We start from the raw sequence: 25,285 nt of genomic DNA, 5'->3' as shown, positions 1-25,285 counted from the left end.
AATAAACAAATAATAATAAAAAGAATTGGATTTTTAAGTAAACTATGATGTATAATATGCAATAACATTTTAATAAAGGATAATTCTAAGAAGAGGAGAATAGTAATCACAATTCGATATAGAGAGCCGGGAATGGTGGGAGCCTGGTACGAACTTGATTATGAAGCGCACCTCGGAGAAGGCTTATTGAAATCTCATCATGTAGATAAGTCCGGTCATGACCGTTACAATTTCAAGCAGGCTATTTTAGCAAATAGAGTGGTACCGCGAGTTTAACCCTCGTCTCTAATATATTTAGAGACGGGGGTTTTTTATATACATTTTATGGATGATAGTATCAGAAGAACTAAGCCTTTCGCCATTAGGACTTTTCGACAAGCCGCGTTTTTCTAATTTCTTTCATGTAATGAAGTACAACTGAAAACAAAGGAGCATGAATAATGAAGTATAAGCAGATCGTTATTTCTACAATTTATGAAACCTTAACTCAAATAGGAGTTAGCTCTTTATCAAAAGATGAAGTCGGCAAAAAGTTAGAAGTTCCTCCAAAACAAGAAATGGGTGATTATGCATTTCCCTGTTTTGTATTAGCAAAAGAGTTAAAGAAAGCTCCAGCCCAAATTGCACAAGAGATAAGTTCTCTCATTAACAATGAGTATATCGAAAGAGTAGATGTTGTTGGCCCCTACTTGAACTTCTTTTTAGAAAAGCAAAAGGCAGGAAATGAAGTAGTCATGAAAGTACTTAACGAAAAAGACAATTTCGGAAAATTATCGATTGGCAATCATAAAAAAGTTACAATTGATTTATCATCTCCTAATATTGCAAAGCCTTTTTCAATGGGACATTTACGTTCAACTGTAATCGGAAACTCTTTAGCAAATATTATGGAGAAATGTGGCTACACCCCAATAAGAATTAATCATTTAGGTGACTGGGGTACACAATTCGGAAAGTTAATTACAGCATATAAAACATGGGGAGATGAAGATAGGGTTAAGCAGGAACCGATTAAGGAGTTACTTTCTTTATATATTCGGTTTCACGAAGAAGTTGAAGATACTCCAGAGCTTGAAGATAACGCTCGATCTTGGTTTAAAAGATTGGAAGACGGTGATAAAGAAGCATTATCGCTGTGGAAATGGTTTCGTGACGATTCATTAAATGAATTTGAACGAATTTATAATCTTATGGATATTGAATTTGATTCGTTTAATGGAGAGGCTTTTTACAATGACAAGATGGATGCTGTTGTAAAAGAGCTTGAAACAAAAAGCCTGTTGTCAGAATCAGAAGGAGCAATGGTAGTTTCATTAGATGAATATGATCTACCGCCTTGCTTAATTAAAAAATCAGATGGAGCTACTTTATACGCTACGAGAGATTTAGCTGCAGCTCTATACAGAAAAAAAGAATATAATTTTTCTAAAGCATTATATGTTGTAGGTGGTGAGCAATCTCTTCATTTTAAACAAGTATTTCACGTCTTAAACAAGCTTGGATATGAGTGGTCAAAAGATATGCACCATATACCATTCGGCATGATGTTGAAGGATGGGAAAAAGATGTCAACACGAAAAGGAAAGGTTGTCCTCTTAGAGGAAGTGCTTCAAGAAGCTATTAAACTTGCAGCACAAAATATCGAATTACGTAACCCGAATTTTGATGAGAAAGAGGCAGTTGCAAAGATGGTTGGGGTTGGGGCGGTTATTTTCCATGACTTAAAAAACTACCGCTTAAACGATGTTGAATTCTCTCTAAAAGAAATGTTAACTTTTGAAGGAGAAACTGGACCTTACGTACAATATACGCATGCACGTGCATGCTCTATTTTAAGAAAGGCGAAAAGAAAAGATCAATCTTCTGTTTCCATAGATGCTTATAAAGATGAGAAGGCTTGGTCAGTGATATCCTTATTAATGAAATTCGAAGAAGTGATTATGAAGGCACATGCCCAGTTTGATCCTTCTCAAATTGCGAAATATACGATTGATCTTGCACAAGCTTTTAATAAATACTATGGTTCTGTTCGAATTTTAGAGGAAGACGAAAATCAAAATGCAAGAATACAATTAGTAGAGGCAGTAACGGTCGTTCTAAAAGAAGGTTTACGTTTATTAGGAATTAAAGCTCCTGAACAAATGTAAGGAGATCGTGGTAAAATCAATAAGAAGCTTATCATGAAGGGTTGTGCCAATTAATGGATTTCACTACAGTTATGCAGGAACTGGAAGCTCTAGGAAAAGAACGAACAAAAAATACTTATATAAGAAATGGTGCACATGAACCGGTTTTTGGCGTAGCTACAGGAGCGATGAAGCCGATCGCAAAGAAAATCGGAAAAAATCAGCCTTTAGCAGAGCAGCTATACGAGACAGGTAACTATGATGCTATGTATTTTGCCGGTATTATTGCAGATCCAACAATCATGACTGAGGCAGACTTTGACCGTTGGATTGATGCTGCGTATTTCTATATGTTGTCTGATTATGTTGTTGCAGTTACTTTGTCTGAAACCGATATAGCGCAAACTGTAGCAGATAAATGGATTGAAAGCGGTGAGGAACTTAGAATGTCAGCAGGCTGGAGCTGTTACTGCTGGCTTTTAGGGAATCGGTCAGACGCTGAATTTAACGCAGACAAGATTGCCGGTATGCTTGACCAGATAGAAAAAACAATTCACCATTCTCCTGATCGAACAAAATCCGCTATGAATAATTTTATGTATACAGTAGCAGTTTCCTACTTGCCTCTACATGAAAAGGCAGTCCAAACCGCGAATGCAGTTGGACCAGTTGAGATCAAACGGGACAAGAAGAAAAGCAGTATTCTCCTTGCTTCAGATAATATCCAAAAGGAAATAGATAGAGGGAAGCTTGGTTTCAAACGTAAATATGTAAGATGTTAGTAATTTAATAACACCTATAGAAACGTAATATATAGATGATTCATCATTAGTTACTAAGCACTAAGACGTCTTAAATCCTTATTTTAAATGGATTTGAGGCGTTTTTTTATTCTTGATCTCATGGATTGTATTTCTTAGTCATCTATATAAGGAAATACAATCTTTGATAAATTTTCTTATGATGGCAAATAATACTATATAATTCAAAGTTTTGAAGGTGGCTGGTGTATCGAAGTGTTTAAAAAATTCCGTTCCCATCGAAAAAAAAATAAACCTACGTATACGAATTCTCAAAACAAGCATGTGTTAGAAAATAACGAAAAGTTTGAAGTAAATATTGATAGAAATATTAGTAAGGTAAAGGAACTCCTTGAAACAAATGATGACATTGTTTTTAGAGAGATTGTTGTTTTTATTGAGAAACCTGTAAAAGTGTTCATTTGTTATTTTTCAACTTTATCTAGTAATGAATACATTAACGAATTTGTTGTAAAACCATTACAAGAACTAAACTTGAACAATAACCAGATGACTTATTCAGAAAAAAGCAACTTAGATATTGTGAAAAATAATGTATTAGATGTTGGCAGTCTTTCAGAACACTCAGCAATTGATATGGTAGTAAACCAAATATTATCAGGCAAGGCTGCATTATTCATAGATGGTTCAGATGCTGCCCTGATAATTGAAGCACAAGGTTTTGCAATGAGAAATGTTTCAGAACCTGATACAGAGTCAGTTGTAAGAGGACCAAGAGAAGGTTTTACTGAAAATATTGAAGTTAATACAGGATTAATTCGAAGAAAAATTGTTAATTCAAAGCTTTATTTTGAAAAGTTTACAATTGGTAAACAAACTCATACAAAAATACGTATTGCTTATATTGAGGGGATTGTCAATAAAAAGGTTGTCCAAGAAGTAAAAGCAAGATTAAAAAAAATTGATATTGATTCTATTTTAGAGTCGGGATATATCGAACAACTCATTGAAGACCATCCAACATCCATTTTTCCTACTGTTGGGAATAGTGAAAAACCTGATATTATTGCTGCAAGGTTATTGGAAGGGAAAGTAGCTATATTATGTGACGGTACACCATTTGTTTTATCTGTTCCTTACATGTTTGTTGAAAACTTTCAAATTAGTGAAGACTATTACTCACGTCCTTATTTTGCCTCTGCGATTCGATTATTAAGGCTGCTTGCATTGTTCCTTACCGTCACAATTCCTGCATTTTATGTTGCACTTACTAGCTATCATCATGCCATGATTCCAACAGTTTTGTTAACATCTATGGCTGCTGCTGAGGAAACCGTTCCATTTCCTGTTTTGATTGAAACATTATTAATTGGTACTGCATTTGAAATTCTAAGAGAAGCCGGGGTTCGTTTACCAAGACCTGTAGGTTCAGCCATCTCAATTGTTGGTGCTTTAATTATTGGTGAAGGAGCAGTACAGGCTGGTCTTGTAAGTGCCCCTATGGTTATAGCAATGGCCCTAACAGGTATCTCAAGTTTTATTGTCCCTGCCATCAATGATGCTGTAGTATTATCAAGGTTATTTTTCGTATTGCTTGCAGGAATTCTTGGTTTATATGGTGTATTAATTGGATTTTTAATCATATTAGCTCATATGTGTTCTTTACGTTCATTCGGTACACCCTATTTAGCACCACATGCTCCAATTATCTTACGGGAGTGGAAAGATACGTTAATAAGAGCCCCGCTTTGGAAGATGAATCAAAGACCACAATCCATTACATGGGAACATGAGACAAATCGTCAGGGTACGAACCAAAAGCCCAAAGCTTCAACAAGGGAAAATGGAAGTGAAGAGAAATGAAGCGTATTGTTTTCATTTTAGGCTGTTTGTTTTTATTAGTTGGTTGTTGGGATCGAAGAGAATTGAAAGAGATAGGCATTGTCAGTGCAATTGGAATTGATAGAAATCCTGAAACAGGTGAAATACTCTTTACATCTCAAGTTGCAAATCCTTCTGCACTAAAGCCGGAAGGAGGGGGCACTACACCTCCTATTAAAGTCATTTCCTCGACTGGGGATACTGTTTATAAAGCAATAAGAAATGTGAATCAAAAATTTGATCGTAACAATTTTTATGCACATAATAAAGTCATTGTTATCGGCGAACAGTTAGCAAAAGAGGAAATACTACCTGTTCTAGATGCGATAACGAGAGGAAAAGAATCGCGGGGATATGTATGGATTTGTATAGCAAAAGATATGCAGGCCCGACAAATCCTTAGTATAAATAATCAGGGCATTGAACAAGTACCAGCAAACTCTCTGGAGAGTCTGCATGAAAATCAAAAATTAAATTTTGATGTAACAGTCATCCAATTAAATGATTTCTATAAAAAATCATTATCTAAAGGTACTAATCCAGTTATTGGAGTATTGGAAATGTCAGAAAAATCCCCATCAAATGGAACGTTGTCAGAGAATACGCAACAAGTGAAGCTTACGGGCGGAGCTGTTATTAAAGAAGACAAAGTGGTTGGATATCTTAATGAAAAAGAAGCACGTGGATATAATTGGATTATTGGCGAGGTGAATAGTGGCATTCTTACAATTCCCTCTATAATGGAGGAAAATAAGCTTGTGTCGGTTGAAATCAGAGAAACAAAAACGAAGATAAAACCAGATATAAAAGGAGGTAGAATTTCTTTTACAATAGATATTAAAACATCTGGCATACTGGTTGAACAGCAAGGTGCAGGAACGTTATCAACGAGAAAAGAGCAGTACGAATACTTAAATCAATTAGAAAAAGAATTGAAAAACCTAATTGAAGAAGAAGTTGTTCATGTTGTTGAAAAAGCACAAAAAGAATATAATTCAGATATTTTTGGATTTGGGACAACATTGAATAAGAAAGAACCCAAGAAGTGGAAGGAAATAAAAGGTAGCTGGTTGGAAGGAGAATTTCAAAATGCTGCTGTAAATGTTAATGTACAAGCAGATATTGGGGCACGCGAACTTTTAAAAGAGCCATTAAAGTCCGAAGATTAAGATGTTGTTTTGTGAAAAAAACGTTTAATAAGAAAATAGATAACATAATAAATGTTTAATAATATGAGGATTGCAATATATAGCGATCCTCCAATAATCAGAATGATCGGTACTATACCAGCTTCATAAAGAGATTGTAAATTCAACATAGAGTTCACCTTTTTATTTTAGATTTTTGTTTTATGTTTAAGCCAACTCAAAAGTACTATGAATATCGGCATAAAGCTAAAAATACCATGTATATAAGTTGAATTAAATTCGAACCCCACCCATCTATGAAACGAAATATTTTCAAAATAAGTAATTGAATAGACAATTAAAGCTAACCCCATTATTATTGTCATCCATTTTTTATTCGTGAATTTAAAAAGGGTTGTAACTGTTAATACGGCTGCATAAAAGTTAAGAACAGTTTTGAAGAAGCCCCCAATAAAGATGACGATAACCCCGATAATATCCAAATTCGTAATAATGTCTGCGATATTTATATCAAAAAGAACTCTTAATAAGGGAATCTCAGCTTTCGCCGCTAGTTCTGGTCCTAACATCGTAATGATCATTAAGTTCGTTAGAATTAGAATTCCACCTGTTATACAGACAACGAGTAAAGCGATTTTACGTACAGACTCTTTCTTATTTATAAAATGCCAATACATAAGGAAAACAACACTTTCCCCGAATGGAAAGTTAATGACAGGCAAGACTTCTTTTAAAACAGGTTTAATTCCATTTTCTAAAACAGGCAATATCTCTTGTAGATCAAGTGTACCTGAGATACTAGCCAGAAAATAAGTTGTCATTAAAAAGATGATAAGAACAGGCATTAAAATTTCACCTGTTCTCGCAATGACCTCAAATCCTAATGTGATCATATAAATAGTAGTAAACATAAAAACACCTAAAATTACTAGTTGTGGTGTATTTACAAGAAATGTAGTCCGAATAATTTCGCCAAATTCATAAAAATTAAAACTTGCGCTTGAAAAGAAATACAACGCATAAAGGAGAATAATTGGCACTGAGAGCCACTTTCCTAATAGACTCTGTAAAATCTCTACTAAATTTTGATTCGGAAAATGGTTTTGAAGCTCAGTGAAAATCCATACCAAACCCAAACTAATAACAGTGGCAATGATGATCACGATCCAAGCATCTTGTTTAGCTCCAATACCTAAGGCAAACAATGTTGTACTACCAACTTCATATAATAACATCAAAGAAAATAGCTGACTTTTTGAGATTTGTTCCATTCCATTCAACCTTTTTATCTATCAGAATTTAGGACGTTAAAAATAGTATAGCCAAAGAATGGTTATTTAAATATGCAGCTACATTCTTTATTTAATTACATAGGATACCCACCCCTTACAATAGGTGAATTCCCTAAAAATGTTTAGGACAACCTAAAAGCAGGAGGGGTTTTTCGTGGGACATAGGATTCTATTGCTGTTATTCTTAACATCTTGTCTATTTTCTACAGGAGTGAATGCAGAAGTACCACTTAGAGCTGCGTTTATTCGCGATCACCAACTGTGGATAATAGACGGAGAACAAGAAATACAACTTACAAAGGGAAGATTTGTTTATTCCCCTAAATGGTCGTATGATGGACGATTTATAGCCTATCTTGACGGTGATCAACATGGAGAAAAATCAAACTTGTTTATCTATGATACAAAAGAAAAAGAAAACTACCAACCATATGAAGGTATTGAAACATCTGATTTTAAGTGGTCTCCGATTACCAATCAGTTAGCATACACTTCAAATGGTGTGTTAAATGTCACGGAGTTTAAAAAGAATCGTCCACATGGATTTCAGAATGTTTCATTAGGTGTTAGCGGGTTTGAATGGTTTCCGAATGGGAAAGACTTTATTGTTTCCTCACAAGCCAATTTATTACCGACTGGATGGGGACCTATTGAACTTTTTAAAATACCGGTTGATGCAAATCTTGATCATAAAAAAATGAAACATTTTTATACGATAGATACTAAACTACCCGACTTATTTTCCATTTATGCTGACTATTTCAAATGGAGCTATGATGGAAAGTGGCTTAGTTTTATAGCAGTCCCTACAGCATCTTGGTCAATGGATAGTAATACTTTGTGTGTATTATCACAACAAGGGGACGAATTTCAATCTGTGGGAAAAATGCTGGGATATGAGGATTGGGTAAAGTGGTCACCATCTACTGATCAGCTGGCTTATATTTCTGGTGAAGGAAGATTTTTTGTGAAAAACAAGAACACGACAATTAAAGACATGCCAGTATCGAATCAACAAAAGAAATATACACCAGATGGATATGTAGATCTTGACTTAGAATGGTTTTCTTCAGCTAAAATAATTGTGGCTCGTGCAAAGGAGAACAAAGATTGGAATGAAGGACCAGTTCCAACAATGTATACATCACTTTACCTTATTGATCTAAAAACAAAAGATCAAAAACAACTAACTAGTCCTAAGAAAAATGAACTTGATAAGGATCCACAGGTGATTGAATCCTACCTAACTTGGATTCGAAAAACAGATGAAGAATCTAAAGGAAATGTTTTTGTAAAGAACGGGCTTGATGGCAAGGAATATATTTGGTTAAACAATGTTGATTCAGCGCCAGTGTTTTTTCATCACTAACATCAGATACAAAAAAGGAATTTTAAAGAAATAAAAAGAATTTTTAGATGACCGATCCCTAGAACATAAATAAAGAAAAGGTGTGATGTTAATGAATACAGAAGTTACTGCAAAAATGAAAATACTTAAACCAACTAATGTGGTATTTGAAGCAATAGTAGATCCGGAGAAAATCGGCAACTTTTGGTTTTCATCAAGTTCCCAAAGGTGGGAACGAGGCAAGGAGGTTATATTAAAATATGATGAATATCATGCAGAAGGAGTAATAAATGTGTTAGAGCTTAAAGAAAATAAGAAAATTGCTTTTTCATGGGGCGAGGAACACAACGAAGAAACGTTCGTAACAATAATACTGAAAGAATCGGATAATGGAAGTACGATTATTGAGGTTAGCGAATCCGGTTTGAAAGAAGAAGACCCTGAAGTAGTTAATAAAATGATGGGACAAAAAGAAGGCTGGGTATATATGCTTTCCTGTTTAAAATGCTATGTTGAAAATGATATTAATAATATGAGAGCGTCTTTAATCCATTAATTAGATACTTTTCTAAAAATAGATTTTTTATTAATAAAGGTAAATCATGAAATAGAAGTTACAAAAAAAGAATCGTAATGGAGAATAATAATTAAAGGAATTTAATTATGGTAGTCGAATACTGTATATAGATATGCGCTTAGGGAGCGGAGATTTTAAAGGTAGTTTATCTAAAAACGTTTCTATATCCTTAATCCTTTTCAGTTTCCTACTATGAATCTATCAAACTATTTTTGATAGATTACTTTGCACGTCTTAATCTTACCTTGAGGTGATAAAAATGGCATTTCAGTCCAAGAATATCTTTATCAATCTACCAGTGAAAGATGTAAAAAATTCAACTAGCTTCTTCCGTTCGTTAGGTTTTGAATTCAACGCCCAATTCACCACTGATAACACAGCAAGTATGATTATCAGTGACAATATCTTTGCCTTGATCATGACTGAGGATCGTTTTAAAGAGTTTAGTAAGAAGGAAATCGTGGACTCTACCACTTCTGCTGAAGCAATTTTATGTTTATCAGCTGATAGTAGAGAGCAAGTTGATGAGTTGGTAAATAAGGCTGTAGCTTCAGGAGGTAAAATCTCAAATGACCCACAAGATCATGGATTTATGTATGGGTGGGGTTTCCAGGACTTAGACGGTCACATTTGGGAAGTCGTTTATATGGATGAAAGTGCTATGAATCAAGGGTAAACATTAAGGATAGATTACTAGTTAAGATCATTTCTTAAAAAAGATGATGTCTTGGTAGATATCATCTTTTTTTAAGAAATATTAATCAAAGAGCAGGTTGCGTAAAAACTAATAGAATAGGTGTGTAAAATGGGTGGAATTGATAAAAGAAATCAATTAGATCAAACTCCTTTTAGTTACCGAGTCAATAAAGATAAGACCATTTTTTTAGAGTACTATGGGAGCCAAGTAAAAATCTTAAAAGGGAAAGAAGCGGAGAAGTTTTTAAGGAAAGTTAACGAAGCAGAAAATGAAAAAGATGTACAATTAGTGATGGCCAAGATTACAGGTAATTTTAAAAGGGGTAATGAGAGGGAAGCAAAAGGTAAAGGAAAAGATCATAACACCAAATAAAAAAAGCCTCAAATCAAAAGGCTTCTTTTTTCTTCAAGTTTTCATAACATTTCATTCATTTACGTATCTCGATATAGGAACTTCAGATTGTTTTTTGTGTTCAACTTTTCGATAAAAAAATATGAGGACAAGTGCTGGAATGGTGCTTAAAACCATACCAATAAATGCAAATCTTGGCTCTATTTCGTATAAATAGCTTCCGAAAATCGTAAAGACTGCAGTGCTCCAACTAAGTGCCAATGCAGAGTATAATCCTTGTGCTTTTGGTATCTGTCTATTTGGGATATTTTTTATTAAGTATTTCATAAAAGCATAATGAGCCATCGCGAATGAACATGCATGTAATAGTTGTGAAATACTAAACATCATCACATTTGGAAAGCTGAACACGATGATCCAGCGTATGGTTGATCCCAATGCCGCTAATGTTAGTAAAGTACTAACCGAATATTTATGAAAGAACTTATCTGCTATTGAGAAGAAAATGATTTCCGCGAGTACGGCAATGTTAATAATGGATCCAATGAGATATTTTGGTACATGAATTTCTTGTAAATATATATAACCATAGTTGTAATAAGAAGCATGTGCAGCTTGTATTAATATAACAATGGCAAGTACTACTCCAAAGTGACTGCTCCGAAACAAATCTATTATGCTCTCTTTTATGGAAGGATCCTTTTGAGGCTTTTCTAATAAAACTTTTGGAGTTTCCATAAACCCAAGGATTAGAAATGCTGCTATTCCAACTAACAATGCCCATAATATCACCTCATCACCTAAAGAGCCGGTAAAGAATGTTAAGGTGATACCGGCAACGACAAATCCAATAGAGCCCCATAATCTACTCTTCCCATAGTTTTTTAATTGCTTTCTTTGCAAAAGTACGCCAGCGGTACTATCTAATGCAGGCATCAATGTTGGGTAAAAAATATGCAATACAAGGGTTGCAATAAGTAAACTAGAAAACGAATTCGCCGGGATACAGCAGATAAGAGCTACGAGAGTGCCGATTGCTGTACCATTTAAAATTGTTTTATTATTTAGCTTTTCTGATAAATAAGGGAAAATAAATAATGTTGAAACGCCTCTTACAACAAGTCCTAAACTCATGATCAAACCAGCCTGTGAAATCGTCATTCCTTTTGCAGAGATCATCCATCCTGTCCAATAGGGTAGGAAGATCCCCCATGTTACAAAAAAACTAAAATATTGCCTGCTCATCCAGTGTTGTGTATTCATTCTATCTCTCTCCTTTAATTGGATGATATAATATCTTTGCGTAACATAATAGGAGATATCTCATATTTTGGGGTGTATAATGGAAATTTATAAAAATGAGAAAAAACAAAGATTTATAAAAGATCATTCGATTAACCAGTTATTTTCGTTCCCAATTGAAGAATTTGTTGAAGTACATGAATATGAACGGGATGAATGGATTATTCAAGAAGGAAAAAGACCATTTTATTTATTTTATGTAATTGAAGGAAAAGCAAAGATATATGTCACACATCAAAACGGAAAAGTCTCTTTAATCAATTTTATCAATGCTAATGATTATATTGGAGAAATGGAATTATTAAATGATGTTTATTATACAAAAGGGATTCAAGCTTCTACACAGACAAGATGTTTTGCTATTCCTTTTCATAGCTGTCGTGAGACATTATTAGAAGATGTGGTTTTTCTTAGGGAATTAACTAAATTTTTAAGTATGAAAGCAACGAATATGGCTTCTAAGTATTCACAAAGTTTATCTTTTCCACTTGAAAATCGTTTGGCTGAATTTATTTTACAGACTTCTGACGATGGTATTTATAAAGAGAAGCATGTAACAGTTTGTGAGTTTTTGGGTGTATCTTATCGGCACTTAATGCATGTTGTTTCACAATTTTCCAAAAAGGGTTATATACAAAAAGAGGGTCGTTACTATCGGATAAAACAGCAAAGCTCATTGTATGAATTAGCTGAGATGCTGTGGAATAAATAAAAATGTAGATATGTTCATCATTGTTTCATTACAGTATGATATAGAACATTTAATCTATGAAAAAGATGCAAAATTATGGTAACCTAAAATACGAAGGGAGAGGAATAAAATGGACAAATTAATTCCTGAAATAACGTTACATGATGGATTAACGATACCTGTTGTTGGTTTAGGTACATATAATTTAAAAGGGAATCAAGGAGTTCAATCGATCCAATATGCCATTGATGAAGTAGGATATCGTTTGCTAGATTCCGCTTACAATTATGAAAACGAAGGTACAGTAGGTGAAGCGGTTAGACGAAGTTCTGTTTCAAGAGAAGAATTAATTATTACGTCTAAGCTGCCAGGAAGATATCAAGAGTATGAAAAAGCCATGATCGCGATTCAAGAATCACTATTTCGTGCGAATTTGGATTATTACGATATTTACCTTATTCATTGGCCGAACCCGAAGCAAAATCACTATGTGGAAGCGTGGCAAGCGCTAATTGACGCACAAAAACAAGGTCTTATCCGCTCAATCGGTGTATGTAATTTTCTACCTGAACATATGGAACGTCTTGAACAGGAAACGGGTGTGAAACCTAGTTTGAATCAAATTGAATTACATCCATTTTTTAATCAAGCGGAGCAAAGAAAGTGGCATGAAAATCATCAGGTAGCTACACAGTCATGGAGTCCGTTAGCCCGTGCAAATGATGTACTGGAGATTAGCACATTACAGCATATTGCAGATACTCATAAGAAGACTGTTTCACAAGTCATATTACGTTGGCATTATCAAGTAGGAGCTATATCAATTCCTAAATCCGCTTCCCCTGAAAGACAACTGGAGAACATTTCAATATTTGATTTTAACCTGAATGAAGAAGAAATGGCCCAAATCTCCTCAATGTCTCGAACTGATGGCAGATTGAATAATCAAGATCCTGCAACATATGAAGAATTTTAAACTAGCTTATTATATACAGAATGAGCACATTTCATTATGGCGAGATGTGCTTTTATCATAAATATTTTCAGTTTTTAAGAAAGCGGTGGATAAGATGAAGAAGTTTTTAGTAAATGATCAGTTCTTGGATGAAAATGAAGTCAAACTATCAATCTATGATCGTGGTTATCAATTTGGAGACGGAGTATATGAAGTAATTCGATTTTACAATAAAAAGTACTTTAAATTAAAAGAGCATTTAATCCGTTATATCGAAAGTGCCAGAAAAATTGATATCGATTCAGCACTGGATTTAGAGCAGCTGGAGTCGATGTTTGAAGAACTATTGAATCGAAACTCTATAGAAAACGGATATGTGTATACACAATTAACGAGAGGTACTGCACCAAGAAGCCATATTTATAATAAAGAAGAACTAAAACCCCATTTAGTTGCTTATGTTGAAGAGGCGAAAAGACCACTCGAACTAATGGAGAAAGGTGCCTCTGCCATTTTACACGAGGATGAAAGATGGACAAAATGTGATATTAAAAGCTTAAATTTACTTGGAAGTGTATTAGCGAAAACAAAAGCAAATAAAGACGGTGCATTTGAAGCGATATTACATAGAGGAGATATTGTAACAGAAGGTAGTGTCTCAAATGTATTTGTCTATAAACATAATAAATTATATACATCTCCAGCAAATAATCTTATATTAAACGGAATTACTAGACTTACGATTCTTGAAATAGCAAAAGAACTTGGGATTGAGGTTGAAGAAACCACGATAACAGTAGACTTCTTATTAAGTAGTGATGAAGTGTTTACATCAGCAACAGTTTCTGAAATAACTCCGATTATTGAAATTAAAGGTAAAAGTCTTATTGGTCACGGTAAACCTGGTGAGATGACGAAGTTAATTCAAACGAAGTATGAGGAAAAAATCAAACAGTTATAATATACATTTATCCTGATTTATTTAATAAATCGGGATTTTTTTATTGAATAACTTAAATACGGTATATTTCTTCCTTGAATAATCAACTGTTATTTTATAAAAACATCATATGCTAAAGCTTTTCTCTAATTCTCTGTAAATATAAATACAATGTTTGTTTAAAAGAATGTAATTATATGGTATTTTAAGAAGGTGCTAAATTTTGGAAGTGTCAGAACGCAAACGAACGATACGTCTAGCTAGCAAGTAATCCGCGGAGGGTGTTTTGATGAAGTGTACAGATGAAGATGAATTCATGTGGTGGTATGAAGAATATAGCGTATCACTTTTTAAATATATATTCTCTATGGTGCAGGAGTCGCAAACTGCAGAAGATATACTGCAAGAGACATTTTTAAAGGCATATCAATATCAGATACATATAAATGATAAAAATAAGGTGAGAAATTTTTTGTTTCGAATAGCCCACAATTGTACAATGGATTTCTTTAGAAAAGAATCAAAGATAAGAAGATTACTAAATGGACTTTCAAAAGAAACTAAGGTTTATCCTTCTGCGGAAAAGATCGTTGAAGTGAAAGAAGAAAGTAAACGTTTGTTAGATGCCTTAAATGGATTAAAAGTGGCTCAAAAACAAGTGATCCTTTTAAGAAAGGTTCAGGGATTCTCTATAAGAGAAACAGCAGAGATATTAAATTGGACTGAATCAAAGGTTAAGACAACCTTACACAGAGCAAACAAGAATCTTGAGAAGTTGTTGTTAAAGGAGGAAGACTATGAAGAAATCACGTCTTTCACTAGATAAAAAGTTACATAAGTTAAACAATGAAATTATCTGGAGCAACGACAGAAAAGCTTTACTTAAAGATCAAATTCAGAGCAATATTTCTCGTCAATCAAATCATCGTCGAAAAAAATATAGATATAAAGCATTTAGAATGACACTAGCTGGTGTATGTTTATGTTTAATTTTCCTTCTAGTGCTTGCACCATTTCTGGCAAGTGGATCTCGAATGAAGAATAGTAAATTGCTCAGTGAAATCGAAAGCGAGCAAACTGTTGCTGAAATTGAAGCATCATATAGAGAACATATATCCGCTTTTAATATAGGTGACTATGAGACGTATCTTGGAACTTTAGGAAAGGAAAGCTCAATTACATTAACTGATGATTCTTTGAATGAGACAGCTGCCCAAAAAGGACCAATTGTTATAGAGAAACTTAAGCCATTATTTGCTGATCATCGGACTGTTATCTTATATTCAGTGGAGGATGTAGCTGTTGAAGCGGAAAAGAATTATAAAAGATATTTATATGTTATATTTCACAAAGAAGAATCAGACTGGATCATCGCTGAAAAGAACATATTTAAGCAATATAAATACGATAAGGGTAACATAACATTACAATATGATATATCGAATGACGTAAAACAGTCATTAAGTGATAAATATAGTATTGATTTTAAAGTGGAATAGTTAGATCATTACATTTCTGAAAAGGTCAATTTTATTTTTATGCTATTGGTAAAAGAAAAGTATATGATATTGGGGGAGATTCTATGATTCTAGGTTTACATCATGCTCAAATAACCATACCAAAAGGGGCTGAAAAAGTGGGAAGAAATTTCTACTGTGAAATTCTCGGTTTACCTGAGAGGGAGAAGCCCGAATCACTAAAGGGGCGTGGAGGATTTTGGTTAAAAGTCGGAGATAGAGATGTACATATAGGTACAGAAGATGGTTTTGACCGTTTACAAACAAAAGCCCATTTAGCTTATCAAGTGGAGGATATATCATACTGGAGAAATGTGTTAGAACAAAATAAAATTCAGATAATTGAAGGAGTCCCGATCCCAGGTTTTGATCGTTTTGAGTTCAGAGACCCTTTTGGAAACAGAGTGGAAATGATTCAAGAAGTGTAGATATTTATCATTCGGTTTTGAGATAAAGATAAATGACAAAGAGCTTAGGAAAATTTCTAAGCTCTTTTGTATGTGATTTTTAATGTGGTTTTATATCATTTTGAACTTCATAAGTATCAGACTTTTAACTATTAATTGAAAAATAATTCTTTTTTATGTTAACTTTCTTAGCTTATATACGTTATATAAGCGGAAGGAGGGGAGTTATTGATTGAGGAAGCAGATCTGCACAAATTATTACGTAATAAATCAGACATTATATTTAAGTATTTAATCAAGATTGGAGCAAACCCTCGAGATGCTGAAGATATTGTACAGGATGCATTGTACAAATTTTTGTTGTACATGGACTCTGTGGATACAAGTAAAGTGTTTAGTTGGCTATTTCGCGTTGCAATTAATCGTTATTACGATCTTTGCCGGAAGCAGAAAAAACAAATACAAATATCGTTCGAAAATTATGAATTAGTTGATGAAGCACCATTACCGGAAGATTATATTCATAACAAAGAACTAAGAAACGATATTCAAATCATACTTGATCAATTAAAGCCCCTGTATAAACAACTATTAGTCATGAAATATGATATGGAGCTAAGCTACGAGGAAATTGCTGAAATGCTGGATCTTAATCCAGGAACATTAAAAACATATTTGTACAGGGCGAGAGAAGCGTTTAAAGAAATATATAGAAGGGAGTTAGAAAAATATGAATGATAAAGAGAATACTAACAAAGAGCAGGAGCTTAATGATCTGTTTAATGAAAATAATTCAAACAAAACCTACGATAAAATAGTGAAAAAAGCAAAGCTAATCAGTACTCTTCGAACCATTTGTATCACGTTTATAGTTGTTTTAATACTATTTGTGGTTTTAGGATTTAGTTGGCTTTCGCTTATAAGATGGAATCAAGAAAAGGCAATGAAAGATGTTGAACTTTTTAATCAAATTACCCGTCCAAACGTAGAGGAGTTAGGTCCGGAATTTATAGGAAGAGATTTGTTCAATGGCACAATATCCTACAATAGATACAAAGAAATAGAAGGAACACCAGTTAATTGGGGTGATCAAGTGTTTAATTACAGTATATTTGGAGGAGTAAGAAGTGTAGAGGGAGATCGACAGTTTCAAATTGCTGATAGGAGAGATGGGCAAAATAGGTCTTATGATGAAGAAACAAAACAAAGAATGATGCAATTTTATCACCCAAGTGTAGATTATGATTATGTAAGAAATGATCTTATTAATCTTAAGGACTACCCAAGTGAAACATTAATGGAGATGGGACTATCATTTGACCAAAGCTATACACCTAATGAAGTTCGAGAATTCTTACCAAATAACGTAACATTAAAGTGGTATTGGGCTGATACATACACAGATTTAGAGCGTTTAAAAGGGGGGGAGGTAACGATTGAAAAAAGTGATAAAACAGAAGTAATACCTAGTTTGCCGGAGATATCTACATATATATATGGTTTTGATCACATTTTTACTAATGAAGATGAATCGGAAAAAAATGAAGAGAGATTTATCGAATCTATTAAAGCAGGTTTAAATAATGAAGGTGGAAAATATTATGGAGAATATGAACGTATATATAGGTATCTAAAAGGAGAACATTCGAATATTTCTCCTCAAGATATCAAGGTTTTAGGTGTTGTTGTTACTGGTAGTGCGAGCGAATTAACAGAGCTTATAAATGTAAAAGAAATTCGTGCTGCAGAATTAGGTGTTACAATTGTTCCGAATAAATAAGTTTATTGAATATCTTTATAAATGCTAAAAATTTATTCTGTCTCAATTACTTAAGTAATCTTAGTTTTTGAGATAGATTTTATCATTTTGAATTAACTTTGTATAATATATATTATGTTAACTAGAATAAAAAATTATGCCAAAAGACCACTTTAATCTATGTGGTCCTTAGGCATATCCATTCGATCCACAGCACTTTTTAAATCATCATTACGTATATGCGTATATATCATTGTTGTTTGAATTGACGAATGCCCCAGTTGGCGTCGTAACTTTGGTACATCGTTGATTTCTGAGTGATATCTTGTAGCAAATGAATGCCTTAATTTGTGTACAGATAACGATGGTTTTCCGAATGCTGCAGCATATTTTTCAATCAGTTTCTCAATTGATCTTGCTGTTAGGCGTCTGGATTTTCCTTTTGGACCCATCGGAGCTGCTACAAATAAGGCTTTGTTGTTTTTTTCGACTTTATAGCGATTTTCTCTAATTTTTAAATATTCCTGAAGATCATCCATGGCAATTTTACTGAAGAAAACGAATTGTTCTTTATTTCCTTTACGGATTACTCGTGCTGTATACTTGCTGAAATCTATGTCATCTAGGTCCAGATTTACAACCTCTGATAATCGTAGTCCTGAGCCTAATATCAAGGAAACAATGGCCGTATCGCGTTCTTGATTTAGTTGGTAAAAGTTAAATAGCTTTTTATTTTCCTTAGTTAATTCGCCATAATCATGAGCAATAAACCGGCGGAACTTTTCATATTCATCACCAAGGAGAATTTTTCCTTCAATTTTGTTTGCGATTGTTTCCATGCTGTCTTTTAGCTCATTAAACTCTATTTTTGCCATAACATTTCGCTGGATATATGGCTTAAGATCACGAGTTTCAGCGATGTTTTGCAGGTAGTTAAATAGGGACTTTAAAGCTGATAATTTACGATTGACGGTAATTTCTTTGTTATGTAGTTCGTACTGTAATACGTATAAAAAGCTTTCAACTTGCTGAACGGTTAATGTTTCTAACAGTTCTAATGGAATATCTTTTAGATTGCCAGTGTATAGTTGCTCAGACATGATCCAATTGAAGAAAATCCTATAATCATGGCAGTAATTAAGCAAAGATGCTGCGGAAAGCTTTCTGCGTTTATGATCAATGTATTCTTCAACATACCAAGGTAATTCTTTGAGCAGCACTTGTAATTTTTTATAATGCTGTTGCTGTGATTCTGAAGCCATAAAATACACCTCGAGACGATTTTTCGATACTTTCATTATAAATTGCAATGTTTATTACGTCAAATTTATATTTTACGTAATAATGTTTTTGAAATCATTAGACATCAAAACAGTGATATCAATTCTTACTAAATAAGCCATTTTTTCGTTAACAACTTCAGGTCCGTCTTCTCCTCTTGTATTATTCAGACTGGGTATTTTAGGTTTTTCCATCTAATCTAAGAATTGTTATGTTAGTACATCCAATATCTATGCCTACCATGGATTTTATGTAAAGAATAATATTTCCGTAATGATTACATTATTTATGTGAAGGATTTCATTATTTCTTTTATGCTTTTAATTTTATTTGGATCAATAAATTCTGAAAAACTTAATTGATGCCGAACTCCTGATCCAAAGTGAACTTCAGAGATATTGACTTGATCCATAAATTGCGATAAGTTACCAGGTGTCAAACCAGATCCTGGCATTATTTCAATATGAGAGTTAGCAGATCGTTGTATTAATGATTGAATTTCTATAATAGCATCAGGGACTTTATTCTTTCCACCTGACGTTAAAATTCGTGATATTTCTTTATAGGACATTAAAATTTCTAAAGATCTAATGGGATCTAGCACTTCATCAAATGCACGGTGGAATGTAATATCCAACCCATCTGATGCGTCAATCAGTCGATTTAATGTCTCTTGATTAATAGAACGGTCTTCAGTAAGTGCACCGATGACAATTCCACTTGCCCCAAGCTTTTTGCATACTTGAATATCTTTTACCATTGTTTTTTCATCATCACGATTGTAGTCGAATGAGCGGCTGTGCGGACGGATCATCACATTTACCGGTATGTTTATTTCGCCACAAACCTGCTCGATCATCCCATAGCTCGGTGTCAATCCACCTTCACCTATTCCTGTGACCAGTTCAATTCTATCTGCTCCAGCTTCTTGTGCGTCTTTTGCATCTGTTAAAGAAATCGCAATTACTTCTAAAATCACGTTTATTCAGTCCTTTCTTTTAGCTGACTATCGGCATTTCTCTATATTTCTCTGTCTTCGAAATAAACCAGAAATGTTAATAGTCAGCTTTTATATTAGCTGATGTACCATTGTTATTTTAATAGTATAGTGTGTATAGTTTAAACCGAGAGCAGAATCACTGCCCCCCAATTGTTCGATTGTGTCTAATAATTGGGGGGCAGTACAATGCATGGTTGCGATCGAAAATGCTAATAATGTAAGCCAAAATCCTTATTCCATCTAGATATTATCTTTTTAATTTAATTCGATCGTAGAGCAAACTCTCTCACTTTGCCCTTTTCTATCGTTTAAATAAAACGTATTTTCTGTTGCTGAAGATAATTGTTGAGTTTTACAATATTTTATTCGATAATCTGATGGAGTCATTCCAGTCTTTTCTAAGAAGATTCTGCTAAAATGAGAAGTGTGTTTGAATCCAGCTTCTAACCCTACTTCTGATATTGACTTTTTTGGTTCAGTTTGCAACAGTCTTTTTGCTCGATTTATTCTGCATCCCATAAGGTATTTTATAATGGTTCCTCCAGTTACCTCTTTGAATATATGGGACATATAATATTTACTGATAATGAGGCTTTTCGCAATACTGTCCAATGTTACATTTTCATGATAATGCTGTTCAATCCACAAGATTATCCTTCTTACATGTTGTGCCTTTTCAGATTCAACTTGAATCAGTCTATTTAAGTGAGTCTGACTTAGTTCGAAAATTTCAAATAACAGTTGAATCACCAATGTTTGCATTTTTGCCTCACTAAAACGGTTGTTTAATGCCATGTCATACATCATTGATGTTTGCTTGCTCTCTTCATATAAATCTGCAATTTTTTCGATCAACTTCTCAATGCGTGACAGCAGATCACCCGGTATATTACGAAATAAGCAATTGTTAAAGGTATTGAAAGGGCTTAATAATTCAGGAAAGTCAAGAACGTCTACGTTTGATTGAATCAATTCAGAAGAAAAATGAATAACACTTCGTTCATATGGTTCAGGTGGCAACGGATTCGCGCGGTGAAGAGTTAATCCATTCATCAGAATAATATCCCCTGGTTGCAAATAATAAACCGTATTATTGATTAAATAGTTGCAATTCCCTTCATGAAACATATAAATTTCAAAATCCGAATGAGAATGGAAATCAAAATTATCTGATTTAGGATTGCCCCTATTTCGGTAGAAAGCTAGATTACATGTTTTCACCATTACCTCTCCTGCCTCACTTTCTAATGATTATTTTAGCCCGGTTGTCGAAATGCCTTCTACGAGGTACTTTTGAAAGAACAAAAAGATGATAAACACCGGTAACAACGAAACGATTGACATTGCAAACAACGGTCCCCATTCTGTCACAGATGATGGGTCGGAAAACAATCGTAAGCCTAGAGATACTGTAAATAAATTCGGGTCATTTAGATAAATTAATGGTCCCATAAAATCGTCCCATGTCCAATAGAAAGAAAAAATAGCAACGGTTGCCAATGTCGGTTTCATCAACGGCAGGATAATTCTGTAAAAGATTCCGAAAGTGCTGCATCCGTCAATAACGGCTGCCTCGTCTAATTCTCTTGGAATACCTTTAATAAACTGGATCATTAAAAAAATGAAAAACGCAGAACCACCAAAGAAAGCTGGTAACGTTAAAGGATTATATGTATTAACCCATCCAAGATTGTGGAACAAAACATACTGTGGGATTAAAGTGACTTGTGTCGGAAGCATAATTGTTCCTAACAAGCAGATAAACAATACACGCTTAAACTTGAAGTCCAAACGGGCAAATCCAAAAGCAACTAATGAAGATGAGAATAGTGTACCGATTACTACCAGTAATGTTACAAGTCCTGAGTTTAAAAAGAAAGAGCCAAATGTAATACCTCCGAAACCTTTCCAGCCTTGCACATAATTTCCCCATTCCAGGGCGTTAGGAATCAGGGAAGCTGCATTTTTGAATACTTCTGATTCTGGTTTTAAAGAACTAGCCAATGTCCACAAAATTGGATAAAGCATGACAAAACCGATACTTATTGTGAAAAAGTGAAAGACAAAGCTTCTTGTCGATTTTTTCATTTTTACTTCCCGCCTTCCGACTCATAATAAACCCATGCAGAAGATGACTTGAAGATCAATCCTGTAAATATCGCTACAATGATTAACATAATCCACGCCATTGCAGATGCATATCCCATTTGAAAAGAAGTAAATCCTTTCTCATATAGATACACCGCATAAAATAACGTTTTGTCGAGTGGACCACCTGCAGTAATTAAAAAGCTTTGCGTAAAGGTCATAAAACCACCAATTACCTGCATGACTAAGTTAAAAAAGATGACAGGCGTCAGCATCGGGAGAGTTATTCTTATAAATTGACTAAATTTGGTTGCACCATCAACTGCAGCAGCCTCATAAAGTTCGACTGGAATTTGTTTCAGTCCGGCTAAAAATATCAACATTGGAGAGCCGAATTGCCAAACAACGAGAAGTATTAACGTCCACAAAGCATAGTTCGGATCTGCAATCCAGTTTGGTCCTTCCATTCCAAAATAACCAAGAAAGCCATTCACTGCTCCCTCCAAACCGAACAGCTGCTTCCACATAACGGCGACTGCTACACTTCCGCCTACGATTGATGGGACATAATAAACAGCCCGGTAAACACCGATTCCACGCCGAGGTTTTACAAATAACATCGCCACAAACAAAGCAAACGCAAGCTTTAATGGCACAGATATAAATACAAACGTAAACGTTACCTTAAGAGCGGTCCAAAATCGCGGGTCTTCTGTAAACATATTGATGTAATTTTCGAGACCAATCCATTTTGGAGTTGTTAACATATCATAATCCGTAAAAGACAAATAGAGTGAAGCAATCATTGGACCAATTGTAAAAACAAGAAATCCAAGTAACCATGGTGAAATAAACGCAAGAGCTGTACATTCCTTTTTCAAACTTTTCCTCAAATTAGTGACTTTTGTACGTTGTTGAGTAACTACTTCAATATTCGATATCTCTTTTGTGTTTGTATCCGCTTTCAATATTCACACCTCCAACGGTCTAAAAAATATTTATTTGTTTTTAGTTAATATTTCTTCCGCTTCTTCCCTAAATTGAGTGGCCGCTTCTTCCACACTGATGTTTCCATAATTTAATCGCTCTATGATTCGATCAAACAATATACCCACTTCACCTGATCCAGGTGGTTCAGGTGGATAAATTGGACTTGAATGGGATTCAACTTGTTCAACATAGTCGAACATCTCTTTCCCTGCATCATTCATTTTTGGTCTTAAATGTTCCCGAACTTTTTTTGAAATAGGGACCCCTCTTTCGGCAGCAAGTAATTCATTGGCTTCTATATCATTTGTAATAAAATCAACAAATTTAGCAGCCGCTTCTTTATGTTTTGAATCTTTTGAGATTGAGAAGAACTGAGACGGCTTTAAATAGAGTCCCTCTTTTCCACCAGAAGTGCTTGGGAAAACAGCTAATTTAATATCCTTTCCGGCTGATTGCTGTAAAGCAATAATTTGGTTGCTGTGAAACCAAAGAAAAGGAGACTTTTCATGAACAATTAACTCATCTTCAAGGCCTTGTATTGCCGATGTTACCTTTGGAGGTGCTGCGATGCCATCCTTTAACAACTCATCCCAATATTGAAGGAAGTCTATGAGTAATTTGTCATTTTCATATCCTAGTCCCGTTCCATCACTGTTATAAACTTCAAAGCCATGTTGTCTTAAATAAATGTTAAACCATGGCAGAACATTTGCTACTCCTCCTGCACCATACATACCTTCCCCGATTTTTTCTTGGAGCTGCATGGAGATTTTAGCGAAGTCCTCCCATGTATAACCGGGCTTAAACTCTTCTATTCCCGCTTTTTTAAACATTTCAGGATTATACGCAATCGCTGGAGAATTCGTGCCTAAATTAACAGCGTAAAGCTTACCATCAACATATCCTCCTTCAATATACGCCTTACCAACATCACTCAAATCAAGTGTACCTGTTTCAACATATGAGTTCATATCGACAATAAGGTCTCGATCAATATATTCCATTAATTTAGCATAATCCATTTGAATAACGTCAGGCAGGTTTTTACCTGCAGCTGCAGTCGCTAATTTTTGCCAATAGCCGTCCCAACCTGTAAATTCAGGAATAACGTGTATATCCGGATTTTCTTTTTCAAATAATTGTATAGCTCTTAAGGTTTTATCATGGCGATCCTGAGATCCCCACCAGGTAACTCGAAGCTGAATTTTCCCGTCTTTAACCCCCGTATTCGCACCATTTACTGTAAAACTGCAACCCGACATTAAACCTGCCAGTAAAACGAAAATGACAAGAATAGATACTTTTTTTTCGTGGAAAGACACTTGAAATTCCTCCTTGGCGGTTAACTTTTGCACAATGATATACATCCTTTGATAAATCATCAAGAATATGTTAACGCTTACAATTCTTATAACTCTAAAAATGCATAAAAGTTCTATCCTCCTTCCGGCTAGAAGTAACCATGTGCTACATCCTCATGATTTTAGAGTTGTTTTAATTATAGTAAAAACCTGAAAACAATGCTTGATCCTCGTTGTGTTTTTTTCTATGAAAAATTAACTCTCGTTGCTGTATAAGTTTATCATTCTATAAAAAGCAGGAAGAGATCATTTAGAAGAATTGTAACTCTTCCTAAATACAATCTCTTTCTGCACGATTGATTAACACCAAGTAAAGCTCTAGGGAGCTAAGTCTAAAACTCAAAAATTTTTACCGATAACAACATGCTCGGTTGACATTGGTAACTTTTTTAGTGAGCTTTTAAGAAATTCAGGGTAAAGTACTAGATCTCCCAGTTCATCAATTGGAGTCCACTTGTAAATTAGTCTTTCACCCTCATCCCCATAAAAAGCCTCGCTACTAAATTTAGGTTGACTTTTAAATGAAACTCCATAATATAAGCCTATTTCATGAAAATTTTTATGATTATATTCAAAAAAATTTTCAGTAAACCACAGCAAATTATTTACTATTATATCTAACCCCAGCTCTTCTTTTATTTCTCTCGTAATACTTGTTCGTGAATCTTCTAGTACTTCTACCCTTCCCCCTGGTAAAGCCCAATGTTGACCATTTACTTGTTTGTGCACTAGCACATGATTTTTTTCTATCATAACTGCTGCTACCCTATAATTAAATACAGCTGTTTCCATGTTAAATGTAGCATCCATTAT

25 protein-coding genes and 1 other annotated feature are annotated in these 25,285 nt (G+C 34.3%); of the genes, 16 read left to right on the top strand and 9 right to left on the bottom strand.

Features of this window, described 5'->3' with window-relative positions; all coding sequences use genetic code 11:
- Positions 1-78: 78 nt before the first annotated feature.
- Positions 79-290: a binding site (T-box leader), on the top strand.
- A 150-nt stretch (positions 291-440) separates the two neighbouring features.
- From argS to BK577_RS17025, 4 genes are all read left to right on the top strand, one after another.
- The gene (argS, locus tag BK577_RS17040) at positions 441-2,147 is read left to right on the top strand and encodes an arginine--tRNA ligase (protein ID WP_078434057.1); all 1,707 of its coding nucleotides are present in this window, start codon (positions 441-443) and stop codon (positions 2,145-2,147) included.
- Between the two features lie 53 nt (positions 2,148-2,200).
- Positions 2,201-2,908, top strand: a complete 708-nt coding sequence (locus BK577_RS17035; protein ID WP_078434056.1) for a DNA alkylation repair protein — start codon at positions 2,201-2,203, stop codon at positions 2,906-2,908.
- A 234-nt stretch (positions 2,909-3,142) separates the two neighbouring features.
- A complete protein-coding gene (locus BK577_RS17030; protein ID WP_169908344.1) occupies positions 3,143-4,750 on the top strand; it encodes a spore germination protein in 1,608 nt (535 codons plus the stop codon).
- Entirely contained in the window at positions 4,747-5,937 is a 1,191-nt protein-coding gene (locus BK577_RS17025) for a Ger(x)C family spore germination protein (RefSeq protein WP_078434054.1), read from the top strand. Before BK577_RS17030 ends, BK577_RS17025 begins: the two co-directional genes overlap by 4 nt.
- 167 nt (positions 5,938-6,104) lie before the next feature.
- Here the strand turns inward: BK577_RS17025 and BK577_RS17020 are convergent, their stop codons facing one another.
- Positions 6,105-7,187, bottom strand: coding sequence for a GerAB/ArcD/ProY family transporter (locus BK577_RS17020; protein ID WP_078434053.1), 1,083 nt, complete (start codon positions 7,185-7,187; stop codon positions 6,105-6,107).
- 175 nt (positions 7,188-7,362) lie between these two features.
- Here BK577_RS17020 and BK577_RS17015 point away from each other — a divergent pair, with 175 nt between their 5' ends.
- The 4 genes from BK577_RS17015 (at position 7,363) to BK577_RS17000 (ending at position 10,202) form a co-directional block, all read left to right on the top strand.
- A complete protein-coding gene (locus BK577_RS17015) occupies positions 7,363-8,577 on the top strand; it encodes a translocation protein TolB (RefSeq protein WP_078434052.1) in 1,215 nt (404 codons plus the stop codon).
- 91 nt (positions 8,578-8,668) lie between these two features.
- A complete protein-coding gene (locus tag BK577_RS17010) occupies positions 8,669-9,112 on the top strand; it encodes an SRPBCC family protein (RefSeq protein WP_078434051.1) in 444 nt (147 codons plus the stop codon).
- 280 nt (positions 9,113-9,392) lie between these two features.
- Positions 9,393-9,809: a VOC family protein gene (locus BK577_RS17005; RefSeq protein ID WP_078434050.1), complete on the top strand. Its 417-nt coding sequence runs from the start codon at positions 9,393-9,395 to the stop codon at positions 9,807-9,809.
- A 129-nt stretch (positions 9,810-9,938) separates the two neighbouring features.
- A complete protein-coding gene (locus tag BK577_RS17000) occupies positions 9,939-10,202 on the top strand; it encodes a hypothetical protein (protein WP_078434049.1) in 264 nt (87 codons plus the stop codon).
- A 51-nt stretch (positions 10,203-10,253) separates the two neighbouring features.
- Here the strand turns inward: BK577_RS17000 and BK577_RS16995 are convergent, their stop codons facing one another.
- Positions 10,254-11,444, bottom strand: coding sequence for an MFS transporter (locus BK577_RS16995; protein ID WP_078434048.1), 1,191 nt, complete (start codon positions 11,442-11,444; stop codon positions 10,254-10,256).
- A gap of 79 nt (positions 11,445-11,523) precedes the next feature.
- Between BK577_RS16995 and yeiL the strand changes: the two genes are divergently transcribed.
- The 8 genes from yeiL (at position 11,524) to BK577_RS16955 (ending at position 17,773) form a co-directional block, all read left to right on the top strand.
- Complete coding sequence (yeiL, locus tag BK577_RS16990) at positions 11,524-12,195, top strand: transcriptional regulator YeiL (RefSeq protein ID WP_078434047.1); 672 nt, start codon at positions 11,524-11,526, stop codon at positions 12,193-12,195.
- Positions 12,196-12,304: 109 nt separating this feature from the next.
- A complete protein-coding gene (locus tag BK577_RS16985) occupies positions 12,305-13,150 on the top strand; it encodes an aldo/keto reductase (protein ID WP_078434046.1) in 846 nt (281 codons plus the stop codon).
- A 94-nt stretch (positions 13,151-13,244) separates the two neighbouring features.
- Complete coding sequence (dat, locus tag BK577_RS16980) at positions 13,245-14,090, top strand: D-amino-acid transaminase (RefSeq protein ID WP_078434045.1); 846 nt, start codon at positions 13,245-13,247, stop codon at positions 14,088-14,090.
- A 268-nt stretch (positions 14,091-14,358) separates the two neighbouring features.
- Complete coding sequence (locus tag BK577_RS16975; protein ID WP_078434044.1) at positions 14,359-14,895, top strand: RNA polymerase sigma factor; 537 nt, start codon at positions 14,359-14,361, stop codon at positions 14,893-14,895.
- A complete protein-coding gene (locus BK577_RS16970; protein ID WP_078434043.1) occupies positions 14,867-15,568 on the top strand; it encodes a hypothetical protein in 702 nt (233 codons plus the stop codon). The genes BK577_RS16975 and BK577_RS16970 overlap by 29 nt, the downstream gene beginning before the upstream one ends.
- An 83-nt stretch (positions 15,569-15,651) precedes the next feature.
- Positions 15,652-16,014: a VOC family protein gene (locus BK577_RS16965; protein ID WP_078434042.1), complete on the top strand. Its 363-nt coding sequence runs from the start codon at positions 15,652-15,654 to the stop codon at positions 16,012-16,014.
- Between the two features lie 207 nt (positions 16,015-16,221).
- Positions 16,222-16,731 carry an RNA polymerase sigma factor gene (locus tag BK577_RS16960; protein WP_078434041.1) on the top strand — a complete coding sequence of 170 codons (510 nt, stop codon included), beginning with the start codon at positions 16,222-16,224 and terminating at the stop codon, positions 16,729-16,731.
- A complete protein-coding gene (locus BK577_RS16955) occupies positions 16,724-17,773 on the top strand; it encodes an anti sigma factor C-terminal domain-containing protein (RefSeq protein ID WP_078434040.1) in 1,050 nt (349 codons plus the stop codon). The genes BK577_RS16960 and BK577_RS16955 overlap by 8 nt, the downstream gene beginning before the upstream one ends.
- Before the next feature lie 152 nt (positions 17,774-17,925).
- On the opposite strand, the gene xerS is transcribed toward BK577_RS16955, so the two are convergent.
- The 7 genes from xerS to BK577_RS16920 form a co-directional block, all read right to left on the bottom strand.
- Entirely contained in the window at positions 17,926-19,014 is a 1,089-nt protein-coding gene (gene xerS / locus BK577_RS16950) for a tyrosine recombinase XerS (RefSeq protein ID WP_078434039.1), read from the bottom strand.
- A 305-nt stretch (positions 19,015-19,319) separates the two neighbouring features.
- Positions 19,320-20,012, bottom strand: coding sequence for a copper homeostasis protein CutC (locus BK577_RS16945; protein WP_078434038.1), 693 nt, complete (start codon positions 20,010-20,012; stop codon positions 19,320-19,322).
- 276 nt (positions 20,013-20,288) lie between these two features.
- Positions 20,289-21,254, bottom strand: coding sequence for an AraC family transcriptional regulator (locus BK577_RS16940; protein ID WP_245823536.1), 966 nt, complete (start codon positions 21,252-21,254; stop codon positions 20,289-20,291).
- 30 nt (positions 21,255-21,284) lie between these two features.
- The gene (locus tag BK577_RS16935; protein ID WP_078434036.1) at positions 21,285-22,121 is read right to left on the bottom strand and encodes a carbohydrate ABC transporter permease; all 837 of its coding nucleotides are present in this window, start codon (positions 22,119-22,121) and stop codon (positions 21,285-21,287) included.
- 2 nt (positions 22,122-22,123) lie between these two features.
- On the bottom strand, positions 22,124-23,014 hold the full coding sequence (locus BK577_RS16930) for a carbohydrate ABC transporter permease (RefSeq protein WP_245823578.1): 891 nt from the start codon (positions 23,012-23,014) through the stop codon (positions 22,124-22,126).
- Between the two features lie 105 nt (positions 23,015-23,119).
- Positions 23,120-24,433, bottom strand: a complete 1,314-nt coding sequence (locus BK577_RS16925; RefSeq protein ID WP_139367375.1) for an ABC transporter substrate-binding protein — start codon at positions 24,431-24,433, stop codon at positions 23,120-23,122.
- Between the two features lie 378 nt (positions 24,434-24,811).
- Complete coding sequence (locus BK577_RS16920) at positions 24,812-25,282, bottom strand: NUDIX hydrolase (protein ID WP_078434034.1); 471 nt, start codon at positions 25,280-25,282, stop codon at positions 24,812-24,814.
- Positions 25,283-25,285 lie beyond the last annotated feature (3 nt).

It is taken from the genome of Metabacillus halosaccharovorans (assembly GCF_002019635.1).
Classification (GTDB): domain Bacteria; phylum Bacillota; class Bacilli; order Bacillales; family Bacillaceae; genus Metabacillus; species Metabacillus halosaccharovorans.
This window is presented reverse-complemented; position numbering and strand designations above follow the sequence as displayed.